The following is a 17482-nucleotide window of genomic DNA, read 5'->3' as shown; positions in this document are numbered from 1 at the left end:
TTTATTTATGCAAATCATTTTCGTCAATTTGCGCCCGCAGGCACCTGCCGTTCACCTGAGCGCTTTAGGCTGCCGGTGTGGAACAGCTGGCACGGCGACTCGGCGTACCCGACGCGGTCGTCATCGGTCTGGGCTCGATGCTCGGCGCGGGCGTCTTCGTGGTCTTCGCCCCGGCCGCGGCGGCGGCCGGCGGCACCGGCCTGCTCGTCGCGCTGGCGGTGGCCGGCTTCATCGCCTACTGCAACGCCACCAGTTCGGCCCGGCTCGCCGCCCGCTACCCCGAGTCCGGCGGCACCTACGTCTATGGCCGGGAACGCCTGCACCCGTTCGCCGGTTTCCTGGCCGGCTGGGGGTTCGTGGTCGGCAAGACCGCGAGCTGCGCGGCCATGGCGCTGACCGTCGGGGCGTACCTGTGGCCGGGGCGGGCGCGGCTCGTCGCGGTCCTCGCCGTGGTGGCGGTGACGGCGGTGAACCTGCGCGGGATCGGCAAGACCGCCACCGCCACCCGGGTCCTCGTCGCGGTGGTGCTCACGGTGCTCGCCGTGGTCGCGGTGACCGGCGCGCCGCAGGTCGCCGCCGACCGGCTCACCGCACCGGCGGGGATCGGCGCGGGCGGCGTGCTGACCGCCGCCGGCCTGCTGTTCTTCGCCTTCGCCGGGTACGCACGGATCGCCACGCTGGGCGAGGAGGTACGCGACCCGGAGCGCACCGTCCCCCGGGCGGTGCCGCTGGCGCTCGGCGCGGTGCTGGCGATCTACCTGACGCTGGCGGTGGTCGCGCTCGGCGTGCTCGGCGCCGACCGGCTGGCGTCCACGGACGCGCCGCTGGTCGAGGTGGTGACCGCCGCCGGGCACCCGGGGCTGGCCTGGCTGGTCCGGGCCGGTGCGGCAGTCGCGGTGACCGGGGTGCTGCTGTCGCTGCTGGCGGGCGTCGGCCGGACCACGCTGGCGATGGCCCGCCGCCGGGACCTGCCGGGCGCGCTGGCAGCGGTCCACCCGCGCCTCCGGGTGCCGCACCGCGCCGAGCTGGCGGTGGCCGTCGTGGTGATCGCCGTGGTGACAGTCGGCGACGTCCGGGGCGCGATCGGCTTCTCCAGCTGCACGGTGCTGGTCTACTACGCGATCACCAACGCGTCGGCGCTCACACTCGGCCCCGACCCGGACCGGCACGTCCCGGTACGGCTGCTCGCCGCGCTGGGCCTGGTCGGCTGCCTGGTGCTCGCGGTCAACCTGCCGCTGCCGAGCGTGCTCGCCGGGTTCGGCGTGCTCGCCCTCGGCGCGCTCGGGTACGCCGTCCGCAGGCGTCGGCCGGCCTGACCGAGCCGACGCGCCCGGTCACTCCTGCGGGCGGCGCGCGGCGGGCGGGCCGGTGGGCGCCGGCGGCGGCGCGGGCGTGGTCTCCCGGAGCAGCGCGGTCAGCCCGGCCCGCCGGGCCACCACCGTCAGCCGGTCACCGGCCTGGATCACCATGCGCGGGTCGGCCGACCAGTCGGCCTTCTGGTTCGGGCGGGTGTACGCGAGCAGGCGTACCTCACCGGGCCGGGCCACCGCGCTCAGCGGACTCCCGTCCAGCGGCGAACCGGCCACCACCGGCACCTCGGTGACCAGCAGCGCGTGCCGGTCGACCGGGATGGTGGCGACCACCGCGCGGTCGAGCAGCGCCGCCGCGAACGCCGGCGCGGCCAGATAGGACACGCTGCGCGAGATGCCGATGCCGAACGCCTGCTGGATCCGCTCGGCGAAGTCGCCGTCGAACAACCGCAGCACCACGCGCAGGTCCGGGTCGAGGGACCGGGCGATCAGCGCGGCCCGCAGGTTCGTCCCGTCGTCGGTGGAGACCACCACGAGCGCCTGGCAGGTGTCCACCGAGGCGGACCGGAGCGTCTCCTCCCGGCCCGCGTCGCCCACGATCAGCGGCACGCCCAGCCGGTGCGCCAGCGCGGCGCCGCGCGCGTCCGGGTTCTTGTCGATCGCCACCACCTCGACGCCGAAGTCGTGCAACTGGGCCATCACCCGGGTGCCGATGTTGCCCAGCCCGACCATCACCACGTGCCCCGAGCGGTCCGGCTGGACCCGGCCCGCGTGCAGGGCCAGCCGGGCGTTGACGATGCCGTCGACCACCGCGGCCGTGATCAGCGGGATCAGCGCCAGCCCGGCCAGGTTGAGCACCACCTGCATCACCTGGGCGGCGACCGGCTTGTTGACGTCCGGGTCCTGGCCGGTCAGCGTGGTGACCAGCGTCAGGTAGACCGCCTCGCTCCAGCTCACGTCGGCGGCCCGGGCGTTGAGCCAGCCCAGCGCCGCGATCACCCCGAGCAACACCAGCACCGCGATGCCGATCTTGCGGGTGGCGAAGTGGCGGACCGCGCGCAGCAGGACGGCGGCCGGCTGCCGGCGCCGCCGCGCCCGTACCAGCCGCCGCGCGGCGACCTCGGTGCCCGCCGGCCGCCCGGTCGCCTCGGCCAGCACCACGTCGGCCGCCGCCTCGTCGGCGGGCAGCACCCGGACCAGGTCCGGATCCGTGGTGACGGCCAGGCCGCAGACCACGTCCTGCGGGCGTACGTCGTCTCGGCGGGCCACGTAGAGCGTGCGCCCGGCGTGCCGGAAGTGGGTCGGCGCCACCTCGCCAAGCGCGGCGGCCACGAAGGCGGGCGCGGCCATCGAGGCGTCGGAGAGCACCGCCGAGTCGGGGAAGAGCTGCCGCAGCCCGTCCGCCAGGTTGGTGTTGAACATCCGCACCACCAGGCGCAGCCGCGACTCGACCTCCTGGGCGCACAGCGCGGCGTGCATGTTGCCCACGTCGTCCTGGTGCAGCAGCGCCAGCCCGGCCGCCCCGGCCAGCCCGGCCCGGCGGAACGCGGCCTCGTCCAGCCGCTCCGCCGTGACCACCCGTACCCCCGGCACGTCCCGCCCGTCGGGGCCCTCGGACCGGCGGCGGCCCGGCACCACGAGCGTGACCCGCACCTGGCCGTCGGCGCTGTCGGTGGCGAGCAGCGACCGGACCACCCAGTAGGCGAGCGGGTCGGAGCCGCAGACCACGTAGTGGGGGCGTTCGTCACCGTTCATCCGGAGCCGCCAGCCGGTCGCGCGGCGCGCGCGGTCGCGCAGTGGCTCGGCCATGTCCGGATCGTAGTCAGCCGCTCGCGATGTGCGCAGCCCCGGCGATCATGAACGCATGGCGGGGCCGGGTCCGGGTAGAGCACCGGCATGCAGACGTTCCTGCCGTATCCGGACTTCCTGGCCAGCGCACGCACGCTGGACCAGAAGCGGCTGGGCAAGCAGCGCGTGGAGGCGATCCAGGTGCTGCGCGGGCTGACCCGGCCGGACTACGGCTGGCGCAACCACCCCGCGGTGAAGATGTGGGCCGGGTACGAGGAGGCGCTGACCCGGTACGGGCTGGACATGTGCGCGGTGTGGTGCGAGCCGGGCCGGGCCGACACCTGCGCCGGCACGCTCGCCACCGATCTCGCGACTGCCTGCGGCATCTCGGTGATCCGCACCCAGGACGAGCTGGCCGCCGCCGGTGAGCTGCCGCCCTGGCTGGGCCGCGACGACCTGCACCGCAGCCACCGGTCGTCGCTGCTGCGCAAGGACCCGGTCCACTATGCGCCGCTGTTCGGCGACGTCTCCCCCGACCTGGAGTACGTCTGGCCGCCGTCGGACCGCCCGCGCCGTTGCCTGCCGTGAACGCCCCGCCGACGCGTACCCAGCGGGTTGCCGCCCCGACCGGCAGACTGTGAGCACCGCCGACTGGAGGATGCCCCGTGGGTCTGTCGCAAGTGGTAGGTCGCCTGATCGGCGTACGCGAGCACGTGGTGGACCCGGGCGGCGGTGGCGCGGACCGTGTGCCGCGACCGGTCGCGGCGCTCGTGGTCGGCGGCGGCATCGCCGGCATGTCGGCGGCTGTGGTGCTGGCCGAGCGCGGGGTGGCCGTGACGGTGCTGGAGGCCGCGCCGCACCTCGGCGGCCGGCTCGGCGCCTGGCCGGAGGAGTTGCCCGACGGCGTCCAGCGCAACGAGCACGGCTTCCACGCGTTCTTCCGGCAGTACTGGAACTGGCGGTCGATCCTGCGCCGGGTCGATCCGGAGCTGGGCTTCCTCAAGCCGATCCCGGGCTATCCGATCCTGTCCGAGCAGTGGCCGACCGAGGAGTTCGGCAAGCTGCCGCCCGCGCCCCCGGCCAACCTGCTGGCGCTGCTGCTGCGCAGCCCCAGCCTGCGCCTGGCGGACCTGCGGTCGATGGACCGGGACGCGGCGCTGCCGCTGCTCACCTACGACCCGGTACGCACCTACGAGGAGTTCGACGAGCGGACCGCCGACGAACTGCTCACCTCGCTACGGCTGCCGGACCGGGCGCGGGCCATGCTGTTCGAGGTCTTCTCGCACTCGTTCTTCAACCACGAGGCGGAGATGTCGGCCGCCGAGATGATCGCGCAGTTCCACTTCTACCTGCTCGGCAACCCGGAGGGGCTGGCCTTCGACTGCCCTGATCGGGACTACGGCACGGCGATCTGGGAGCCGCTGACCCGGTACGTGGAGAAGCACGGCGGCCGGGTGCTGACCGGCGCGGCGGCCGCCCGGCTGGACCGTACCCCGGACGGCTGGCAAGTCACCGGTGCCGACGGCGACGCCTGGGAGGCGCCGCACGTGGTGCTCGCGGTGGACCCGCCCGCGCTGGCCGCGCTCGTCGACGCCTCCCCCGGCCTGGCTGGGGCGGCGCCCGAGCTGGTGGCGCGGATGCCCGCGTTCGGCCGGCCCGGCCCGCCGTACGCGGTGGCGCGCTACTGGATGGACGGGGACGTCCGGGCCGACCGCGCGGTGTTCAGCGGCGTCTCCCGGCAGCCCACGCTGGACTCGGTGACGCTCTACCACCGGCTGGAGGACGAGCCCCGCCGCTGGGCCGAGCGGACCGGCGGCTCGGTGGTGGAGCTGCACGCGTACGCCTGCGAACCGGACGTGCCGGCCGACGAGCTGGCCGCCCGGATGCTGCGGGAGCTGACCGCGCTCTGGCCGGAGGTAGCCGGCCTGCGGGTACGCGAGCTGCGCGCCCGGGTCGAGGCGCAGGCCCCCGCGTTCACGCCCGGCAGCCACGCCTGGCGTCCCGGGGTGGAGACCGACGCGCCCGGCCTCTACCTGGCCGGGGACGGCATCCGCACCGAGTTCCCGAGCGCGCTGATGGAACGGTCGTCGGCCACCGGGATCATCGCCGCGAACCACATCCTGCGGGCCGAGGGGGCGGCGGCCGAGCCGGTCCGCTCGATCCGGCCGCGCGGGCTGCTGGCCGGGCGGGCCGCACCGAAACGGTCATAAGCGGCCAAAAACGCCTCTACGCTCGACTGATCCGGTGACACGGGAGGTCGGGCGGTGAGCACCGCGACGCGGGATCGGCGCGACGAGGAGCACGGGACGCCACGGGACGAACGGACCGCGGTGGTCACCGCGCTGCGGCTCGGCTGGTCGATGGCGGACGCCTACCACCACGCGCAGACCGCCGACCTGACCGGGGACGGGCACCGGCAGACGCCGGCGCCGCCGAAGCTGTCGAACCTGACCGAGCTGGCCGGCCGTCACCGGCTCGGCATGTACCTCGACGGCGTGGACGTCGCGCTGGCCCAGATCGCGCCGCTGACCCCGGCCGGCCGTACGGTGCCGTCCACCGCCGCCGCCCGTGGTGCCACCGGGGCCGACCGGGAACCGTTGCTGCGGGCGCTCGACGACCTCAACATCGACGTGCTGCGGTGGACCATGGCGACGAACCACCGGGTCGGGGTGGCGTACCGGCTCGGGCGCTCGCTCGCCGACACCGTCCGGCGCGGCGACGCCGACCAGCTCGGCGCGCGCTTCGGCGGCCGGCACCTCCAGATCAGCAGGTGGCTGGACGAGCTGGCGAGCGTGCTGCCGCCGTACTCGGCCGCCGTGGTGCGCCGCTCGCTCGCCGCCTGGGCCACCGCTGTCGGCCGGGCCACAGTGGGCGATCCGGGCGAGGCCGGGCTCGCCGAGCTGGCCCGCGAGCTGCGCAACCAGGGCGACCTGTGGCAGGACGTCCTGACCGGCGGCCTGCACCCGCGCGACCTGCTGGACGAGGAGAACTGGGCGGTGATCGCCCGCAACGTCGTCATCCGGGACCGGAAGCTGGTGGCGCAGGCGGCCCGGGGCATCTTCTGGCCGGTGCTGGCGCCCCTGCTCGTGGTGCTGCTCGCGGTCGTCGGGGTCAGTGCCGCCGCCGCGGCCGGCTCCCCCACCACCCGGGCGGCGGTGGCGCTCGTCGGCCTCGGCGCCGGGCTGACCGCGATCTGGCGGTCGATTTCCACACCCACGCTGTCGGTGGCGGCCGAGGTGAACCGCCCGCTGCTGGACAGCGAGCTGGTGGTGCAGATGACCGCCCGGATCGACAGGCCGCTCACCGCCGCCCGGCGGGCCGGGCGGGCCGGACGGCAGCGGCGGCCCGCCGACGACGGATCGAAATACGTTGCCCACGATTCCCGAATCGATCTACCGTGAGCGCGCAAGGTCAGCCACCGTTCCAGGAGCCGTCGATGTCGCTGCGATACGCCACCACGATGACGTCGTGGCTGCTCGGCGACGGCTGCCGGGAACACGGTCCCTGGCCCGGAGGGCACGACTGACGCGTCTCGCGTCCCCGTCGTCGCCGTACCGCCGATCGTGAAGGGAGAGCCCGGTGGACGCCGTCCTCGTCATCAACGCCGACCTCGGCCCGCTGCACCGGGTCACCGTCAAGCACGCGATCCGGATGCTCTGCCGCCGGGTCGCCGAGATCCACGAGGCCGAGCCCGACCGGGTGATCGGCGTCTTCCCGCTGCCGCGGGTGGTCCGCCTCGTCCGGTACGTGGTGACCCGCTGGCGGTTCAGCGCCGGCCCGGCCTGGTCCCGGGCCGGGGTGCTGGCGCGCGACAGGCGGAAGTGCGCGTACTGCGACGGCGCGGCCAGCACCATCGACCACATCCTGCCCCGCTCGCGCGGCGGCCGGAACACCTGGGGGAACACCACCGCCGCCTGCTACGCGTGCAACCAGCGCAAGGGCGACCGGACCCCGGCCGAGGCGGGCATGCCGCTGCGGCGGGAACCGGTGACGCCGAGCTGGGCCGCGCTGGCGCGGTGACCGACGGCCGGCGGGCACAGGGGGCGGTGTCGGGGGTACGCCCGGCGCCGCGCCCGCCGGTCCCACCATGCCCTAGGTGCCGAGACGCCGGACCAGCCCGTCGAGCAGGAGGTCCAGCCCGCCACCGAACTCGTCCTCCGGTGCGACCGCACCGGCCGCCCGTGCGGTCTCGGCGAGCAGGGGGAACTCGTCGCGGGGCAACGCCGCGATGACGGCCGTGCCGGGGCCGGCCAGCGCGCCGAGGTGTTCCATCTGGATCGCGCCGATCACGTAGCCGAGCAGGGCGCGGAACGCGATCACCCGCCCGGTGCCGGTGAAGCCGGCCCGGGTCAGCACCGCGAGCACCGCTTCGCCCCAGCGCAGGATCGCCGGTGAGCGGTGCCGGTGTGCGGGCAGCAGCGGGACGGCGGCCGGATGGGTGCCGACCGCCCGGCGTACCCGGCCGGACAGCTCCCGGATGCCGTCCGGCCACGGGACGTCGAGCGGCGGGCGGGTGTCCACCCGGTCGAGGACCCGCTCGACGACGAGCGCCTCCAGTTCGTCGCGGTCGGCGACGTAGCGGTAGAGGCCCATCGTGCTGGTGCCGAGCTGCGCGCCGACCGCGCGCATGGTGAGGCCGGCGAGGCCGTCCCGGTCGAGCACCGCGAGCGCCGCGTCGGCGAGCTGGGCGTGGGTCAGGGAACGGGGACGGGGCATGGCCTTGACAGCGTACAAGATACGCCTACGGTTGTAGGAGTACGTCGTACGCCTACAACGGGAGCGCGCATGGACGTCGTCACCCCTCGCCACCTCACCAGCGTGACCGGCGCCCAGGTCGCCCTGCCGGACCCGGACCGCCTGGTCCACCTCCAGTTCCGCCGCTTCGCCGGCTGCCCGGTCTGCAACCTCCACCTGCGCTCGATCGTCCGCCGGCACGCCGAGATCGAGGCGGCCGGCGTACGCGAGGTGGTGCTCTTCCACTCCCCCGCCGACGAGTTGCGCGAGCACGTCGCCGACCTGCCGTTCGCCGTGGTGGCCGACCCGGACCGGCGGCTCTACCGGGAGTTCGGGGTGGAGTCGGCGCGACGGTCGCTGCTCGACCCGCGCGCCTGGCTGCCGATCCTGCGTGCCGTGGTGACCGGCACCTGGCACGTCCTGCGCGGCCGGGAGCGACTGCCGTCCCGCACGCCGCACGGCGGCCGGCTCGGGCTGCCGGCCGACTTCCTGATCGCGCCCGACGGGCGGGTGCTCGCCGCGAAGCACGGCGAACACGCCTCCGACCAGTGGTCGGTGGACGAACTGCTGACCCAGGTCAGCGGGAGCCGGTCGGCACGCTGACCGCCGGATCGCCGGGGTGTTCCCGCAGGAACGCCTCGGCCCGGGGCGCGTCCCGGAGGATCTGCCAGCAGGCGAGCGCGAACCCCACCCCGGTGACGCCGAACAGGACGAACCAGATCGGCGCCAGGCTGAGCAGCAACTGGCCGAGGTTCATCGTCACCAGACCGCCGAACAACGGCACGAATCTCCGCTGCCGGATCAACTGCTCGGCGGTGGTGCGCAGCCACGGCAGGTCGTCCGGGGAGTCCACCACGCCGCGCCGGACGGCCCGGACCAGTTCGCGGCGACGGCGGAAGCTCACCGCCCAGAGCCGCGACTCGCGGTCGGCCCGATAGCTACCGCTGCGGACCATGCGGACCAGCGCGACGATTTCCAGCCCCAGACCCAGCACCGCGAGAACCAGGCCGGTCACCTCCACCCAGTCGGGCGGGTCGCCGCGTTCCAGCCAGCTACTCGGGAACGCACCGTCCGCCATCAGCCCGACCAGCAGCGACGCCAGCGCGAACGTCAACACCGTGCCGACCAGCAGCAGCCGGACACGGCGGCGTCCTCGCTTGATCTTCCGACGTTCCGAATCACCGTCCACGATGGCCCCCGTCCGACGGCCGGAACGTACCCATCGGGGGACGCCGGGCAAACGGCGGTCAGCGCGTGGCGGGCGGGATCCAGCCGAAGCGCGGCGGCCGGCGCTCGTTGATCGCCGCCACCCCCTCGCGGGCCTCGCCGCTGTCCCGCACCTGGGCGTGCCACCAGGCCAGCCGGTCGGCGTCGGCACGCCCGTCGACGATCTCCTTGGCGGCCGTCACGGTGAGCCGGGAGCGCTCGGCGACGGTGGCGGTCAGCGCCGCCACCCGCCCGGCCAGCTCCCCGGCCGGCAGCACCTCGTCGACCAGGCCGATCCGCAGCGCCCGGTCGGCGTCCACCAGCTCGCTGGTGAACAGCAGGTGCTTCGCCGCGGACGGGCCGACCAGCGCGGCCAGCCGCCGGGTGGTCGGCGCCGGGTAGACCAGGCCGAGCCGGGCCGGGGGTACGCCGAACCGGGCGTCCGCAGCGGCCAGCCGCAGGTCGCAGGCGACGGCGAGCTGGCAGCCGCCGCCCACGCAGGCGCCCTCGATCGCGGCGACCGTGGGGCGGCCGAACGCGGCCAGCCGCTCCTCGGCGGCCACCGCGATGCTGCCGTCACCGGCCGCCAGCAGCTCGTCCAGGTCGCCCAGGTCCGCGCCGGCGCAGAACGTGCCGCCCGAGCCGGTCAGCACCAGCACACGTACCGCCGGGTCGGCCTCCAGGCCGTCGAGCAGCACCGGGAGCTGCCGCCACATGGCCGGGGTCATGGCGTTGCGCCGGGCCGGGTTGTGGATGACGACAGTGGCCACCGGGCCGTCCAGGGTGACGGTCAGTTCCGCGTCGGACATGGGTCCGACCGTAACGGGCGGGGCCCGGCGACCACCCACGTGGGGTGGCCGCCGGGCCCCGGGGTCGGGCGGTCAGGTCAGGAGACGTTGAGCGCGGTGTCGTCGACCACGAACGAGGTCTGCAGCGAGCTGTCCTCGGTGCCGGTGAACTTCAGCGTGACGGTCTGCCCGGCGTACGCCGCCAGGTTGAACGACTTCTGGCTGTAGCCGCTGGCCTTGTTCAGGTTCGAGTAGGTCGCCAGCGTGGCCAGCACCGAGCCGGACGAGTTGAGCACCTGCACGTTCAGCTTGTCGTACTGGACGCTGGTGGTGCTCTCGGCCGAGTCGATGTGCAGCCAGAACGAGAGGGAGTACGCGGAGCAGCCGCTCGGCAGGCTCACCGACTGCGACAGCGTGTCGGTGCGGGTGCTGCCGTAGCCGTTGAGCCACGCGTTCCACGTACCGGTGCGGGTCGGCTGGCCCTGCGAGCCGTACTGGCCGATGACGCCGGAGGTGGTGGCCCAGACCGTGTTGCCGGACTCGAAGCCGGGGTTGCCGAGCTTCTGGCCGGCGCCGGTGCAGCCGCCGCCGACGCTGCTCACGGTGAGCGAGTACGTGGCGGTCTTCGTGCCCGACGCCGCGCTGCCGGTGACGGTCACCGAGTAGGTGCCGGCCGGGGTGCTGGAGCTGGTGGAGACGGTGAGCGTGGACGAGCCGCCCGAGGTCACCGAGGTGGGGCTGAACGACGCGGTGGCGCCGGTCGGCAGGCCGGACGCGGAGAACGTCACGGTCTGCGCGGTGCCGCTGGTGGTGGACGTGGCGACGGTGGCGGAGGCCGATCCACCCGCGGTGACCGACCCGGAGGTCGGCGAGAGCGAGACGGAGAAGTCGTTGCCGGTCGAGCTGCAGGGCGCGTCGTTGCCGGCCACGTACACCGCGGTCCACGCGGCCTGGACGGTCTTGTACTCGGTGGAGCAGTTGCCGTACAGGTCGGTCGCGGCCCGCAGGGTGTACGCGCGGGCGGTGTTGGCCGGGTTGCTGGTGTTGACGTACGAGGTGTTCGAGGTGAAGTACACGTCGAGCGCCCGGTACCAGATCTTCTCCGCCTTGGCGCGGCCGATGCCGGTCACCGCGGGAGCCGAGCCGCAGACCGGCGAGGTGCCGTACGCGGTGGCGCCGGTGCCCTCGGCGAGGTTGAAGAAGAAGTGGTTGCCGACACCGGAGGAGTAGTGCACGTCCTTGTTCTTCGTGCTGGTGGACCAGCAGGAGTCGGACGAGCCGTCCAGCGACGGGTTGTACATGTAGCGCAGCGGCGTACCGTTGCCGTTGATGTTGATCTTCTCGCCGACCTGGTAGTCGCCCGGGTCGCTCGGCGCGGCGGCGTAGAACTCCACCATGTTGCCGAAGATGTCGCTGGTGGACTCGTTGAGGCCACCGGACTCACCGGAGTAGACCAGCCCGGCCAACGCCTCGGTGACGCCGTGGCTCATCTCGTGCCCGGCCACGTCCAGCGAGACCAGCGGGCGGGAGTTGCCCGAGCCGTCGCCGTAGGTCATCTGGGAGCCGTCCCAGAACGCGTTGACGTAGTTGTTGCCGTAGTGCACCCGGCTCGGCACGCCCTGGCCGTTGCCGAAGATGCCGTTGCGGCCGTGCACGTTCTTGAAGTAGTCGAACGTCTTGGCGGCGCCGAAGTGGGCGTCCACCGCGGCCGACTGCCGGTTCGAGGTGGCGCCGTTGCCCCACGCGTTGTCCGCGTCGGTGAACGTGGTGCAGGTGGAGGTCCCGTTGTTCATGTCGCAGGTACGGCCGTTGCCGCGTACCGGGTCGATCATCTGGTACGTGCTGCCGGAGAGCGTCGTGTCGATGGTGACCGAGCCGGTGTAGATGCCCTGGCCGGTGCCGGCCACCGTCTCGATCTCGTCGTACGAGCCGATCACCTTGCCGGTGGTGGCGTCGGTGATGACGTGCAGCTTCGACGGCGTCTGCTTGTCCGCCTTCCAGCCCGTCGCGACGGTCTCCCAGGCAAGGCGGCCCTTGCCGCTGCTGGCGTCGACGAACAGCTCCGGCGCGCCGACCGAGGTGAGCGAACCGGAGAACGTCTTGCGGGCGCTGGCCTTGGCCGCGTCCGCGCCGACCTTCGCGGTGGTGCTCAGGGTCAGCGGGGCGGAGAGGCTGACCGACGCGCTGGTCAGGGTGCCGTTCGGGGCGGTGTGGATGACGAAGTCACCGCCGTACACGCGGAGACCCTGGTAGGTGCGGCTGTACCGGGTGTGCGCGGCCCCGGAGGGGTCGACCTTGGTGCGGACGGCCTGATAGGCCTCACCGCCGGCGCCCTGGACGACGCCGGGGTTGGCGCGCAGCAGGCTCGCGGCCTTGGCTGCGGCCGAGGTCTCGGGGCTGGGGGCGGTTGGCGCTGCCGCTTGCGCCGAGGTGGTGACGCAGGCCAGCACGCCGCTGGTGAGCAGCGCTGCGCTGACGGCGGCGACGGATCTTTTCACGGGCCCTCCTGGAAGGCGAAGTTGTGACGGGGGTAGTCACTGATGTAGATATAGCGATACATCGAAGAACGTGAAAGAGGCTGGCGAGATCCCGCCGGAGACATTGACCGAACGGATGAGGAGGACCGGTGGGCCGGAACCGGGTGGTCCCGTCGCGCGTCCGATCGGGTATGAGAGCTGCCTCCGCCGCGGCGGCCGTCGCCGCCCTTCTCCTCCCGCTCGCCGGCTGCGCCCGCGCCGACGCGCCACCCGTCATCACGGACGGGCCCTCGCCGCTGCCCGCCACCGAGGTCGTGCTCGTGAAGTCGGGCGGCATCGCCGGGGTGAAGGACACCGTCACCGTGCGGCCGGACGGTCACTGGACGAGGACCGACCGGACCGGCGCCTCCCAGGAGGGCCGGCTCGCCGAGACGGACCTCGCCCGGCTGCGACAGCTCGCCACCGACCCCCGGCTGGCCACCGAGGCCACCGAGACCAAGGGCCCGGACAACTGCGCCGACGGGTTCACCTACCGGCTCACCGTCGGCCCCGCCGAGAGCGGGTACGTGGACTGCGGGCCCGCCGCCCGTCCGCCGGCCGTCACCGCCGAGGTGGTCGAGCTGCTCACCCGCGCCACCGGCTGACCCGGCTTTCAAACCCGCTGCCGCTGTGACATCGGCCTATGGCCGGTGGACGGCGACAGAGCCAGCATGGAAGGCATGACTCGCGCACTCATCGCCCTGACCAGTCACTCCGAGCTGGGCCGTACCGGCCGCTCGACCGGCTACTACGTCGGCGAGGCCGCCGAGCCGTGGGAGGTGTTCCGCGCCGCCGGGTACGACGTCGACCTGGCGTCGGTGGCCGGCGGTGAACCGCCCGTCGACGGGCGGGACGAGAACGACACCACCCAGAACGACTTCCTCGCCACCGCTGGCGTCACCGACACCCCGAAGGCCGCCGACGTCGACCCGGAGCGGTACGACGTGATCCTCTTCGCCGGCGGCCACGGCACCATGTGGGACTTCCCCGACGACCCCGACCTGGCCCGGATCGCCCGCTCGGTCTACGAGCGCGGCGGCGTGGTGGCCGCCGTCTGCCACGGCCCGTCGGCGCTGGTGAACCTCACCCTCACCGACGGCTCCCGGTTGATCGCCGGCAAGCGGGTGGCCGGGTTCACCAACAGCGAGGAGGCGGCCGTCGGCCTCACCGACGAGGTGCCGTTCCTGCTCGCCGACAAGCTCACCGAGGCGGGCGCGCAGCACGTGCCGGCGCCTGACTTCACCGAGCACGTGGTCGTCGACGGGCGCCTGGTCACCGGCCAGAACCCGCAGTCCGCCCGCGCCGTCGCCGACGCCGTGGTGAAGCTGATCCCCTGAGCGCCGGTCAGAACCGGTAGTCGTCGGGCAGGCCGGTGGCCCGCAGCTCGGGCGGCAGGTGGGCGACGTCGTTGAGCGCGACGAGCGTCGGCGGGCCGCCCGAGCTGTAGCGGATCACGGTGAGCCCGCAGTTCTGCTGGTTGAGCCCGATCCACCGGTGCGGCGGCGCCTCCAGCGCGTTCAGCACCAGCCAGGCGACCAGGAAGTTGTGGGTGACGACCAGCTCGCGTACGTCACCCTCCGCGGGGGCGGCGGCGAACCGGGCCACCGCCTCCGCTGTCACGCGCGGCCCGTCGCGCCGCTCCCGCTCGGTGAAGCCGGCCAGGAACGCCGCGTACGACTCCGGCAGGCCGGCCGGGTCGGTGTCGTGCGGCATGTGGTCGCCGGCCCGGTCGTCCTCGCGTACCGGAACACCGGGCAGCGACGCCGCGACCAGGGCGGCGGTCTCCGCGGCCCGGCGGGCCGGCCCATGGTGTACGGCGGTGAGCCCGGCCCCGCGCAGCCGCTCGCCCAGCAGCGTCGCCTGCCGCCGGCCCCGCTCGGACAGGCCGGTGTCCGCCTCCTCCTCCGGCCGGTCCTGCTCGCCGTGACGGACCAGGTAGAGCAGGCGGCTGGGCATCGGCACCTCCACGGTCGGGGACCGCGAGACTAGCCCGCCGCCGCGCGGTTCACCGGCCCTGGTGCATCTGGCCGATCCGGATGCGGTTGCCGAACGGGTCGCGGATGCCGAAGTCGATCCCGTACGGCCGGTCGGTCGGCTCGTCGGTCACCTCGACGCCCTTCGCGACCAGATCCGCGTACGTCTTGTGCGCGTCGTCGGTGGTGAAGAACAGGAAACCGCCGGCAGCGCCCTTGGTGAGCAGCTCCCGGACCTGCTCGGCCGTCTTCGGGTCCAGCGCGGGAGGGCCCGGCTTCTCCAGCAGGATCTCCCGGCCCGGGTCGCCCGGCACGTTCACGGTGAGCCAGCGCATGAAGCCGAGGTCCTGGTCGGTGCTGACCTCCAGGCCGAGCTTGCCCACGTAGAAGTCGAGCGCCTCGTCCTGGTCGAGCACGTAGATCTGGGAGCGGGAAGTCGAAGTCATCGTCATGCCCACGACGCTAGAGCAGCGTCCCGACCTGCTGCTTATCCAAAAGTGCGCAGTCCCGACCGGGTCACCGCGCCGGCGGCGGCCGGCTGAGGGGAAGCGGCCGGCTTGCCGGCGGTGGCGCTCGGGCGCATCCAGGCCTTGGTGAAACAGCTCGGGACGTCGGCTGGCGCGGCCTTGCGGCGCCGGTAGGCCGACGGCGACTCACCGACGATGCCGTGAAACGTCCGGCTGAACGTGCCCAGACTGCCGAAGCCCACCAGATGGCAGATCTCGGTGACCGGTTCGTCGGTGCGCACCAGCAGGTACATGGCGCGTTCCACCCGGCGGCGTTGCAGGTAGCGGTGCGGTGTCTCGCCGAAGGTGGCCCGGAAGGTACGGATGAAGTGCGCCTCCGAGACGTGCGCGATCCGGGCCAGCGCGGGGATGTCCAGCGGCTGCGCGTACGCCCGGTCCATCGCGTCCCGGGCACGCAGCATCGCCCGGTTGGACTCCTCGACCGCGCGACTCATCGCAGGTCAGCCTACTGCGCGGTCCGCACCTCGACCGCCTACGGCTCGTCCACGAGGTTCTTGGTCATGATGTGCTCGCGGCGCACGCCGTCGGGCATCAGGCCGCCGACCTCGCCCGTGTCCCGGAAGCCGGTGCGCAGGTAGAGGGCCCACGCGTTCGGGTTGCCCTCCGCCACGGCGAGCCGCAGCGTCCGCGCGCCCACCAGCCGGGCCCACTGCTCGACCGCCCGGACGAGGTGGTCGCCCACGCCCCGGCCGCGTCCCCCGGGTGCCACGTACATCGAGATCAGCTCGACGACCCCGTCGTGCTCGGTCGGCATCCCGCTCGCCATCCCGACCGGTTGCCCGTCGAGCAGCACCACGACGTTGTACGACCCGGGGACGGCCAGCCGCCCGCGCCAGCGTTCCTCGCGGTCACCGTCGCCCTGCCAGTCCGCCAGGCGGGCGCCGAAGGCGTACCCGGCCTCGGCGAGCGCGGCGAGCCGCAGCTCCCGCCACACCTTCCAGTCGTCCTCGCCGAGGACGCGTGTCTCGATCATGCAGAGAGGGTTCCGCAGGCACCCCGAGCGGACAATCGATATCCGGCGACGGCGAGTCGGTGGCCGGACCTGCACAACCCCCCGGCGGCCCGAACCCGGTGCCTGCTCTCCGGCCCGGCTGCTCGTCAGATCCCGGCGTCCTCTCTAACCTGAAGCCGGCAGGGCTAAGCCACGTCGACGAGGGCACGGACAGCGCCTAGCGGGGAGAAGACATCGTGGAACGCGTGACGGGCATCGGCGGCGTCTTCTTCCGCGCCCACGACCCCGACCGGATCAACCGCTGGTACGCCACCCATCTCGGTGTCGAACTGGCACCGGAGTCCTACGACGTGTCCTCCTGGTGGCAGAAGCCCGGTCCTACCGTCCTGGCGGCCATGCCGGCGGACTCCGAGCACTTCGGCGGTCCCGAGCACTCCTGGTCGCTCAACTTCCGCGTCGTCGACCTGGACGCGATGGTCGACCAACTGCGCGATGCGGGCATCGACGTCGAGGTGGACCCCGAGGAGTATCCGAACGGCAGGTTCGCGAACCTCAGAGATCCAGAGGGCAACATGGCCAGCTCTGGCAGCCCGCGGGGGCCGACGCCAGTGGGCCCGCCTGACCCCTCGCGCGTGCACCGTCAGGTGGCTGCAGACGGAGCCGGGCGTCCCGCGGCATCGGACCGGAACGCCTTGTGGAATTGGAGCCCCCGGCCGGGATCGAACCGGCGACATCTCGCTTACAAGTTCTGGGCGCCGCCGTCCGGCCGCGTTCGTCTCTGACGTCGGGCGCTGATCCGTCGCAAGCCGGCTTCGGCTCCCACTGTTCGGTCCTGTTGCTGTCACCGTTGCTGTCGACAGCAACAGGGCCGACTGCTTCGGTGTGAAGGAATGATCGGTCGCTGATGAGCTGGGTGGGTAGTGGCGTTGGGCTGTCCAAACGATCCACCAGCGTCCGCAAAGGTCCAGCCTTGCTCATACGCGTCGTCACCCAGTTAGTCACTCACGAGCCAGCGATGGTCGTAGCCGATCGCCTCCCAGCACTGCCGGACCCACCGCCGTTTGTTCGGCGAGGCTGTGCGCCACATGTAGGCAATGCCCTCGTGGATGCGCTCGCGGCGCGTCGGATCGAGCCAGGCAGGAAGGTTGTGGCAAAGATCGGCGAGCGTATGCACCTGTTCTTGACGGCGGCTGTCCAGCACGGCCGGATCCCCATCCGATGCTGCCAGGTAGCGAATCATCAGCAGGGATTCCGTCAGCAGGTGCGCGACGGCGGCTTCGGCCGCCTCCTGGTCGTCGTGCGGCGCAAGCGTCAACTCGTCCTCCTTCGTCCGGCGTCAGCAGTAGAGCGACCTCTGCCATCCTGATGCCGTCGACGCGCCCACCGGGGATGGGGCTGCCGCCCGGCTTGCCACGTCAAGCGGCCCTTGACGCACGTACGGACGCTGCCGGAACGGGCTGAGTCGGCTTTCGTGTCACGGACCTTGCCCCGGGCGGACACCGCCACAGCGGCGCAGTTGGCCTGACCTCGACCGGTACGGACCTGGCTCCTGGGATCGGAGCTGGCCACCGGCGGGCACCCCTCCCCCTCCCAGGTGAGCAGTTGACCTGACCGTGAGCGGCTGCGGAGCCGGCTCCTGAGCGACCGGGCATGCCCTCGGCGGACACCGCCCCCATGCTTGGGGCTTG

19 protein-coding genes are annotated in these 17482 nt (G+C 73.1%); 9 read left to right on the top strand and 10 right to left on the bottom strand.

Translation table 11 applies throughout. The annotated features are described in order from the left end of the window. The first annotated feature begins 77 nt into the window (after positions 1–77). Positions 78–1316 carry an APC family permease gene (locus M8C11_RS03590; protein ID WP_252448304.1) on the top strand — a complete coding sequence of 413 codons (1239 nt, stop codon included), beginning with the start codon at positions 78–80 and terminating at the stop codon, positions 1314–1316. Between the two features lie 18 nt (positions 1317–1334). On the opposite strand, the gene M8C11_RS03585 is transcribed toward M8C11_RS03590, so the two are convergent. After that, a complete protein-coding gene (locus M8C11_RS03585; RefSeq protein WP_374666945.1) occupies positions 1335–3119 on the bottom strand; it encodes a TrkA family potassium uptake protein in 1785 nt (594 codons plus the stop codon). A gap of 87 nt (positions 3120–3206) precedes the next feature. On the opposite strand from M8C11_RS03585, the gene M8C11_RS03580 reads away from it, so the two are divergent. The 4 genes from M8C11_RS03580 (at position 3207) to M8C11_RS03565 (ending at position 7118) form a co-directional block, all read left to right on the top strand. Continuing rightward, the gene (locus M8C11_RS03580; protein WP_121683858.1) at positions 3207–3686 is read left to right on the top strand and encodes an MSMEG_6728 family protein; all 480 of its coding nucleotides are present in this window, start codon (positions 3207–3209) and stop codon (positions 3684–3686) included. Positions 3687–3763: 77 nt separating this feature from the next. Further along, a complete protein-coding gene (locus M8C11_RS03575) occupies positions 3764–5308 on the top strand; it encodes an FAD-dependent oxidoreductase (protein WP_252448303.1) in 1545 nt (514 codons plus the stop codon). A 54-nt stretch (positions 5309–5362) separates the two neighbouring features. Then, positions 5363–6499 carry a hypothetical protein gene (locus M8C11_RS03570; RefSeq protein ID WP_252448302.1) on the top strand — a complete coding sequence of 379 codons (1137 nt, stop codon included), beginning with the start codon at positions 5363–5365 and terminating at the stop codon, positions 6497–6499. A 178-nt stretch (positions 6500–6677) separates the two neighbouring features. Continuing rightward, on the top strand, positions 6678–7118 hold the full coding sequence (locus M8C11_RS03565) for an HNH endonuclease (protein ID WP_120572855.1): 441 nt from the start codon (positions 6678–6680) through the stop codon (positions 7116–7118). Positions 7119–7190: 72 nt separating this feature from the next. Here the strand turns inward: M8C11_RS03565 and M8C11_RS03560 are convergent, their stop codons facing one another. Then, a complete protein-coding gene (locus M8C11_RS03560; protein WP_252448301.1) occupies positions 7191–7814 on the bottom strand; it encodes a TetR/AcrR family transcriptional regulator in 624 nt (207 codons plus the stop codon). A gap of 69 nt (positions 7815–7883) precedes the next feature. On the opposite strand from M8C11_RS03560, the gene M8C11_RS03555 reads away from it, so the two are divergent. Further along, complete coding sequence (locus M8C11_RS03555) at positions 7884–8435, top strand: peroxiredoxin-like family protein (protein ID WP_252448299.1); 552 nt, start codon at positions 7884–7886, stop codon at positions 8433–8435. Here the strand turns inward: M8C11_RS03555 and M8C11_RS03550 are convergent. The 3 genes from M8C11_RS03550 to M8C11_RS03540 all read right to left on the bottom strand — a co-directional run bounded on the left by M8C11_RS03550 (position 8410) and on the right by M8C11_RS03540 (position 12324). After that, positions 8410–9021, bottom strand: a complete 612-nt coding sequence (locus M8C11_RS03550) for a hypothetical protein (RefSeq protein ID WP_252448297.1) — start codon at positions 9019–9021, stop codon at positions 8410–8412. The two genes, M8C11_RS03555 and M8C11_RS03550, sit on opposite strands and share 26 nt — an antisense overlap. Before the next feature lie 58 nt (positions 9022–9079). Then, on the bottom strand, positions 9080–9847 hold the full coding sequence (locus tag M8C11_RS03545) for an enoyl-CoA hydratase/isomerase family protein (protein ID WP_252448296.1): 768 nt from the start codon (positions 9845–9847) through the stop codon (positions 9080–9082). Between the two features lie 77 nt (positions 9848–9924). Further along, on the bottom strand, positions 9925–12324 hold the full coding sequence (locus M8C11_RS03540; protein ID WP_252448294.1) for a M4 family metallopeptidase: 2400 nt from the start codon (positions 12322–12324) through the stop codon (positions 9925–9927). A 170-nt stretch (positions 12325–12494) separates the two neighbouring features. Here M8C11_RS03540 and M8C11_RS03535 point away from each other — a divergent pair, with 170 nt between their 5' ends. Both M8C11_RS03535 and M8C11_RS03530 read left to right on the top strand, forming a co-directional pair. Continuing rightward, positions 12495–12947 (top strand): hypothetical protein, encoded by a 453-nt coding sequence (locus M8C11_RS03535; RefSeq protein ID WP_151011529.1) that lies wholly within the window; start codon positions 12495–12497, stop codon positions 12945–12947. Between the two features lie 75 nt (positions 12948–13022). After that, complete coding sequence (locus tag M8C11_RS03530; protein ID WP_233585556.1) at positions 13023–13679, top strand: type 1 glutamine amidotransferase domain-containing protein; 657 nt, start codon at positions 13023–13025, stop codon at positions 13677–13679. 7 nt (positions 13680–13686) lie between these two features. Here the strand turns inward: M8C11_RS03530 and M8C11_RS03525 are convergent, their stop codons facing one another. From M8C11_RS03525 to M8C11_RS03510, 4 genes are read right to left on the bottom strand one after another with little or no spacing between them, the layout of a single operon-like run. Then, positions 13687–14298, bottom strand: coding sequence for a histidine phosphatase family protein (locus tag M8C11_RS03525; RefSeq protein WP_252448292.1), 612 nt, complete (start codon positions 14296–14298; stop codon positions 13687–13689). 49 nt (positions 14299–14347) lie between these two features. Then, positions 14348–14767: a VOC family protein gene (locus M8C11_RS03520; protein ID WP_030502816.1), complete on the bottom strand. Its 420-nt coding sequence runs from the start codon at positions 14765–14767 to the stop codon at positions 14348–14350. A 35-nt stretch (positions 14768–14802) separates the two neighbouring features. Continuing rightward, positions 14803–15276 carry a helix-turn-helix domain-containing protein gene (locus M8C11_RS03515; RefSeq protein WP_252448291.1) on the bottom strand — a complete coding sequence of 158 codons (474 nt, stop codon included), beginning with the start codon at positions 15274–15276 and terminating at the stop codon, positions 14803–14805. Positions 15277–15314: 38 nt separating this feature from the next. Beyond that, a complete protein-coding gene (locus M8C11_RS03510) occupies positions 15315–15815 on the bottom strand; it encodes a GNAT family N-acetyltransferase (protein ID WP_252448290.1) in 501 nt (166 codons plus the stop codon). Positions 15816–16030: 215 nt separating this feature from the next. Between M8C11_RS03510 and M8C11_RS03505 the strand changes: the two genes are divergently transcribed. Further along, positions 16031–16576 carry a VOC family protein gene (locus M8C11_RS03505; RefSeq protein ID WP_252448289.1) on the top strand — a complete coding sequence of 182 codons (546 nt, stop codon included), beginning with the start codon at positions 16031–16033 and terminating at the stop codon, positions 16574–16576. A gap of 212 nt (positions 16577–16788) precedes the next feature. Here the strand turns inward: M8C11_RS03505 and M8C11_RS03500 are convergent, their stop codons facing one another. Continuing rightward, on the bottom strand, positions 16789–17109 hold the full coding sequence (locus M8C11_RS03500; RefSeq protein WP_252448288.1) for a hypothetical protein: 321 nt from the start codon (positions 17107–17109) through the stop codon (positions 16789–16791). Positions 17110–17482: the final 373 nt, after the last annotated feature.

The sequence above is a fragment of the Micromonospora sp. CPM1 genome (assembly GCF_023896895.1).
Taxonomy (GTDB): Bacteria; Actinomycetota; Actinomycetes; order Mycobacteriales; family Micromonosporaceae; genus Micromonospora; species Micromonospora tulbaghiae.
This window is presented reverse-complemented; position numbering and strand designations above follow the sequence as displayed.